The organism is Streptomyces sp. NPDC059900 (assembly GCF_050270335.1).
Classification (GTDB): Bacteria; Actinomycetota; Actinomycetes; order Streptomycetales; family Streptomycetaceae; genus Streptomyces.
Window position 1 is genome coordinate 1 of record NZ_JBNNJZ010000527.1, and the last position, 5,658, is coordinate 5,658.

Annotated in this window: 6 protein-coding genes and 1 tRNA gene; 4 read left to right on the plus strand and 3 right to left on the minus strand. The window is 70.4% G+C overall.

Features of this window, described 5'->3' with window-relative positions; all coding sequences use genetic code 11:
* Window positions 1–62 precede the first annotated feature (62 nt).
* Window positions 63–785: a DUF5324 family protein gene (locus ACQKIP_RS38090; protein WP_365859352.1), complete on the plus strand. Its 723-nt coding sequence runs from the start codon at window positions 63–65 to the stop codon at window positions 783–785.
* Between the two features lie 100 nt (window positions 786–885).
* Here ACQKIP_RS38090 and ACQKIP_RS38095 read toward each other — a convergent pair.
* A tRNA-Ala gene (locus ACQKIP_RS38095) sits at window positions 886–958 on the minus strand.
* Window positions 959–1,141: 183 nt separating this feature from the next.
* Here ACQKIP_RS38095 and ACQKIP_RS38100 point away from each other — a divergent pair.
* Together ACQKIP_RS38100 and ACQKIP_RS38105 are read left to right on the plus strand one after the other, a co-directional pair.
* Entirely contained in the window at window positions 1,142–1,690 is a 549-nt protein-coding gene (locus tag ACQKIP_RS38100) for a helix-turn-helix domain-containing protein (RefSeq protein WP_361200327.1), read from the plus strand.
* A 49-nt stretch (window positions 1,691–1,739) separates the two neighbouring features.
* The gene (locus ACQKIP_RS38105; RefSeq protein WP_365859354.1) at window positions 1,740–3,197 is read left to right on the plus strand and encodes a serine/threonine-protein kinase; all 1,458 of its coding nucleotides are present in this window, start codon (window positions 1,740–1,742) and stop codon (window positions 3,195–3,197) included.
* A 73-nt stretch (window positions 3,198–3,270) separates the two neighbouring features.
* Here the strand turns inward: ACQKIP_RS38105 and ACQKIP_RS38110 are convergent, their stop codons facing one another.
* On the minus strand, window positions 3,271–4,623 hold the full coding sequence (locus tag ACQKIP_RS38110; RefSeq protein ID WP_365859445.1) for a hypothetical protein: 1,353 nt from the start codon (window positions 4,621–4,623) through the stop codon (window positions 3,271–3,273).
* A 191-nt stretch (window positions 4,624–4,814) separates the two neighbouring features.
* Window positions 4,815–4,943, minus strand: a complete 129-nt coding sequence (locus ACQKIP_RS38115; RefSeq protein ID WP_003999697.1) for a DLW-39 family protein — start codon at window positions 4,941–4,943, stop codon at window positions 4,815–4,817.
* 337 nt (window positions 4,944–5,280) lie between these two features.
* Here ACQKIP_RS38115 and ACQKIP_RS38120 point away from each other — a divergent pair, with 337 nt between their 5' ends.
* Window positions 5,281–5,610 (plus strand): DUF6344 domain-containing protein, encoded by a 330-nt coding sequence (locus ACQKIP_RS38120; RefSeq protein ID WP_365859356.1) that lies wholly within the window; start codon window positions 5,281–5,283, stop codon window positions 5,608–5,610.
* Window positions 5,611–5,658 lie beyond the last annotated feature (48 nt).

The window sequence follows — 5,658 nt, forward strand, 5'->3', positions numbered from 1 at the left end:
GGCATGATCCTGTAAAGGGTGGAAAGGTGACATACCTATAAGCCACCGAGGAGGAGGATCCCGTGACCCGCATCGACAGCGTGCGCGCCGCGACCGGTTCGGCGAGGGACAGCGTGCGGCATGCCGCGGAGGCGGTGGCCCCCTACGCCGGCACGGCCAAGGACCAGGCCGTCCACTACGCGCACGAATCCCGCGTACGGCTCGCGCCCAAGGTGTCGCAGGCCGCCGAGCAAGCCCGTGTCCAGTACGGCGCTCATGTCGGCCCGCGCATCGAGCAGGCCCGTGCGCACGTGCCGCCGAAGGTCGACCACGCCGCGCACGAAGCCGCTGTCCGCACCCGCAAGGCAGCCGCGCAGGCCCGTGAGGCAGCCCGGCAGGCCGCCGACTATTCGAAGCCGCGGATCGAGAGCGCCGTGGCCGCCGCCCAGCCCGTCCGTGAGGAGGCGGCGTCCCGCGGGTCCGCGGCGCTGTCCGCCCTGCGCGGCGAGGTGTCTCCCAAGGAGATCCGGCGGCTGACCCGCAAGCACAACCGCCGGGCTCGCGCCGGGCGCCTGGCCAAGGTTCTCGTCGTCACCGGCATCGTGGCGGGCGGCGCGATCGCCGCATGGAAGTGGTGGGACAAGCAGGCGAACCCGGACTGGCTCGTCGAGCCGCCGGCCGCGACGGAGGTCCCCGACAGCACGCCGCTGACTTCGGTCGACGGCAGCGGTCAGGCCTCCCTCGACCCCGAGGTCCAGGCCAAGCAGGCCGAGTCCGAGGCGTCGGAGCGCGACGACCTGCGCTGACCCGGCGCCTGGCTGCGCCACCCGCGCTTACCTGCGCGGAAGCACGAACAACGCCGTAGGGCGGACCACCGGTGAGGTGGTCCGCCCTACGGCGTTCCTGTGGAGCCTAGGAGATTCGAACTCCTGACATCTGCCTTGCAAAGGCAGCGCTCTACCAACTGAGCTAAGGCCCCGAAAACGGCGCACCCATCCGGAAGAATCCCGCTCCGGTGGGCAACGCAGACCAGAGTACCGGGTCACCCCCCAGATCTCGCAAAAGGATTGGGGGTCCCGGTGAACGACCACGCTCCGTAAGATGCTCGGCGTGGTTCGCGGCAGCGAACCACGGTTTTTTGGGGAAGCGATGGGGAGACGCAATGGACGCCGCACAACAAGAGACGACCGCGAGAGCACGAGAGCTCCAGCGGAACTGGTACGGGGAGCCGCTGGGGGCGCTCTTCCGCCGTCTCATCGATGATCTGGGCCTCAACCAGGCACGCCTCGCCGGCGTCCTCGGTCTGTCCGCGCCCATGCTGTCCCAGCTGATGAGCGGGCAGCGCGCCAAGATCGGCAACCCTGCGGTCGTCCAGCGCGTGCAGCTCCTCCAGGAGCTGGCGGGCCAGGTCGCCGACGGCAGTGTGAGCGCCGCCGAGGCCACCGACCGCATGGACGAGATCAGGAAATCCCAGGGCGGCTCCGTCCTGACCAACACCGCGCAGTCGCCGCTGCCTTCGGGTGCGCCCACGGTGAAGCGTGTGGTGCGCGAAATCCAGTCACTGCTGCGTTCCGTCGCGGCGGCGGGCGACATCATCGATGCCGCGGACTCCCTCGCCCCGACCCACCCGGAACTGGCAGAGTTCCTCCGGGTGTACGGCGCCGGACGCACCGCGGACGCGGTCGCCCACTACGAGGCGCACCAGAACTGAGCCGCCGGCCGGGCCACCGGGCGGCCCGGAGAGGAAGCAATGCGCGACCATGGGTGAGGTCTTCGCCGGCCGCTACGAACTGGTCGACCCGATCGGCCGCGGGGGAGTAGGAGCGGTCTGGCGCGCCTGGGACCACCGGCGACGCCTTTATGTGGCCGCCAAGGTCCTGCAACAGCGCGACGCGCACACGCTGCTGCGCTTCGTGCGCGAGCAGGCGCTGCGGATCGACCACCCCCATGTGCTCGCGCCCGCCAGCTGGGCCGCCGACGACGACAAGGTCCTGTTCACCATGGCCCTGGTCGCCGGCGGCTCGCTGGCTCATGTCATCGGGGACTACGGCCCGTTGCCGCCCCGCCTGGTCTGCACGCTCCTGGACCAGTTGCTCTCCGGTCTGGCGGCTGTGCATGCCGAGGGGGTCGTGCACCGTGACATCAAACCGGCCAACATCCTGCTCGAAGTCACCGGCAACGCACGGCCGCACCTGCGGCTCTCGGACTTCGGCATCTCGATGCGCAAGGGCGAGCCACGCCTGACCGAGGCCGACTACGTGGTGGGGACGCCCGGTTACTTCGCTCCCGAGCAGATGATGGGTGCCGAGCCGGACTTTCCGGCCGACCTCTTCGCCGTCGGCCTGGTGGCCCTGCATCTGCTGCAAGGGGCCAAGCCGGACACCAAGGCTCTGGTCGAGCATTTCGCCGATCACGGCACTCCAAGGGCGCCGCAGGGCGTGCCGGAACCGCTGTGGCAGGTCGTCGCCCTGCTCCTCCAGCCGGATCCGAACAAGCGGTTCCGCACCGCCACGAGCGCGCGCAGGGACTTGAACGCGGCCGTCGAGCTGCTGCCCGAGCCGGGGCCCGACGACGAGATCGTCGGGATCTTCGACCAACTGGGCCCGCTTCCGCGGGGCTTCGGCCCCGACGGACCCCTGACGGCCCCGCCGCAGCCGGACTTCGCTCCGCCCGCTGTACCGCCCGCCGTACCGCCCCCGCCGCTCTCCGCACCGCGGACGGGAGGCCTTCCGCCCACTCCACCGCTGACTCCGCCGTCGCAGCAACTGCCGCTGCCGCAGCAACCGGTGACGCCTCCCCCGCCCCCCGCTCAGTCCCCCCGTGTCCCTTCGCTGTACGACTCCGCCTACGACGTCCCCTTTGACGCCCCTTACGAGGCGCAGGTCCCGGTCCAAGTACCGGCTCAGGCCCTCGGCCAGTTGCAGAGTCACCAGTTACCGAGTCACCCGTTGCAGAGGCATCAGTTACCGACGCAGGATCCGTCACCCTCTGTGATGACACCGGCGCATCCCGCATCTCCCGCACCGGCCGCTGCTCATCCGTACACCGCTCACACCCCGCAGGCTCCGCAGGCCCCGCAGGCTCCGCTCCAGAGCCGGCCGGCTTCGCGGCGACGGCGGCAGAAACGGGGAGGGCCGCCCGCGAAGGTGGCGATCCCGATGCTGCTTGCGGCACTGGTGTGCTTCGCGGTGGGCTTCTGGGCCCTGGCACAGACCTGAACGCAGGCCGCACCGGGGAGCTGAATGCAGACCTGACCGGGACCTGAATGCAGACCGGACCGGGGGACCTGAATCAGGCCGCCCGTCGCCGCCCGACCAGCGTCCACACGCCCAGGATGACCAGGATCAGGGCCCCGGCACCGAATCCACTGGCGGCGACCACCCTCATGGCGGCCCTGCCGACGGAACCGCCACCACTGCCGCTCCCGCTCGCGGTCCCGTCCCCGCCGCCGCCGCTCGCGGCAGCCGTCTCGCCCCGCTCCGCGGCCTCCTCGTCCCGCCCCGAGACGCTGAACAGGTCCGCGGGCCGCGCCGTCCCCGCGTACGCGGGCCCCTCCTTCGCACTGCCGTCGACGCCCACCCGCAGCGTCAGATCCAGCGGCCTCTTGCCGAACTGTCCGGCGACCTTCGGGCTGAGATGGACCGCGAGGTAGTACCACCCGGCGACCCGCGTCCCGGTCACGCCGTCGATCGGGGAGTAGCGGTTCTCGTACGCGACGGGGGCCAGGGGATCCAGCGCGGCCGTGCTCTGCTTGCCGTCGTAGGCCGTGTCGGCCTCGTCGACGCGGGCGCGCAGTGGATTGGACAGTGACATGACGAGCGCCGCGGGGACGTACTCGTCCCGGCCTCCGCTCGCGCTGCCCAGCTCGGCACTGGCGGAGATCTGCTGCCCCCAGTCGACCGGCACGCGGTAGAAGAGCGTCTGGCCGGGCTCGATCCGGTCCCCCCAGACGCCCGCCCGCAGCGCACGGGCGTCGTTGTAACCCGTGCCGCCCCTGCGTTCCGTGCGCTCACCTGCGGGAGGCGTGGGCGAGGCGGAGTTCCACGAATCAGGCGGCAGCGTGGAGGCGCCCTTGGCCACTCCCGGCTCCGAGACGACCCGGAGCTCCGTGTCCCACGTTTCCGTACTGGATCCGGGCCGGGTGTTCCGCTCGACCACCACGTAGTACGTGCCGGCCGCCTTGCACCGGTTCTCGGCGGGGCCGACCTCCCGTACCGCCCAGGCGGTGATGGGCCGCGGGCTCTGCGACGTGCCGAAACGGGCGTCCTGGGAGTTGCAGTTGTTGCCGCTCGCGTCCTGTAAGGACACCTCGACGCCGTCTCCGTAGACAACCCGGGAATCCGGCCCAGGGACGGCGGTGGCCGAGACGTACACGGTCTCCGTGGCATCGAGTCGGAGCTGGTAGTAGAACTTCCCGCCGCGCGCGAGGGAGCTCTTGTACGTCGACCCCGGCGTCAGACTCGCGCTGCCCGCGCTCTTCTTCGCGCCTTCGACCGGCAGCGCCCGGTCGGCGAAGACGTACGGGCTCGGCCCTCCCGCAGCCGCGGCCGCTCCCGGCAGTGCCGTCACCACGCACAGCGCCGCTCCCACGCACAGCGCCGCTCCCGCGGCCAGAGCCGCCCGGCCTCCGCACACCCGCCCCATCACGTGCCACCCCTCCCCGATGCCACACCCAGCAGTCCCGCCCACTCATGCCCGCGCGGACACCCGACAACCTTTGCTCACGCAAGGCGACGGCTTGCGCACGCGAAGACAGGAGGACGGAAAGATCCGGACAGCACAGGGCCCCGGCCGCAGAAGCGGCCGGGGCCCTGTGACGAGACTGTCGTCTGTACTCACGAACCCGTGGGCACGGAGTCAGTCGCCTCCGTCCACAGATCCTGCTCGGCGCGATCCGCCTGGATCTGGCGGTACACGAGGAGCCCGCCGATGGCGGCCAGTGCGACCAGGAGAAGCTTCTTCACCGCGCGACCTCGTCTTTCTTGACGTAAGGGACCTCTGGCGCCCGACTATACACACCGATCGATATCGATCGGTGACCTGGATCCACCCCAACTCCCGCTCCGGACACAGCAGTCGATTCGGGTATCACCGCCCCCTTGCCGCCTCACGGCCCGCTGGGATGTTCGATGCTCCTGACCTCACCCGAGCCCCTCCCGGGCCCCTCAAGGCCCTTTTACGGCCATTCGGGTGGTGTTCATCTGAACATCGACGCGCCACGAGCGTCGGTCCCCCACTCCCGGCCCCACATACACATCATGAGGAAAGTACGCAAATCGCCCAACCCGAAAGTGAGAAGCCATGACCGGCTCCAAGGCCATGAAGCTGTGGACCACGCTCATCACCGCCTTCCTCGCACTCTTCGCCACGCTGGGATTCACCACGACGGCAGCGGCGGCCACGCCGGTGCAGCAGGCCACGGAATCATGCAAGAGCGCGCCGACCATGACGGCACCACTGGCGGCCTACTGGGCAGCAGCGTACGAACGGTCCTTGCCGCCCACGATGAAGCAGCGCATCCGCGCCGAGGCGCACGGATCGTCGCCCAGCTGCCGCCACCTCCCCACGGATGACACGGAGACGGCGATCGAGGCCGAGGCCCATCCGGGCGGGCTCGCCGCAGAGCCGTAATCACGGCCCCGACCGGCTCGGTCACAGCCCCCCAGAGCACCCCACAGA

Excerpts from the sequence above, each read along its gene's own strand:
- ACQKIP_RS38100 (WP_361200327.1), top strand. The coding sequence starts at position 1,142 with ATGGACGCCGCACAACAAGAGACGACCGCGAGAGCACGAGAGCTCCAG.
- ACQKIP_RS38105 (WP_365859354.1), top strand. The coding sequence starts at position 1,740 with ATGGGTGAGGTCTTCGCCGGCCGCTACGAACTGGTCGACCCGATCGGC.
- ACQKIP_RS38110 (WP_365859445.1), bottom strand. The coding sequence starts at position 4,623 with ATGGGGCGGGTGTGCGGAGGCCGGGCGGCTCTGGCCGCGGGAGCGGCG.
- ACQKIP_RS38120 (WP_365859356.1), top strand. The coding sequence starts at position 5,281 with ATGACCGGCTCCAAGGCCATGAAGCTGTGGACCACGCTCATCACCGCC.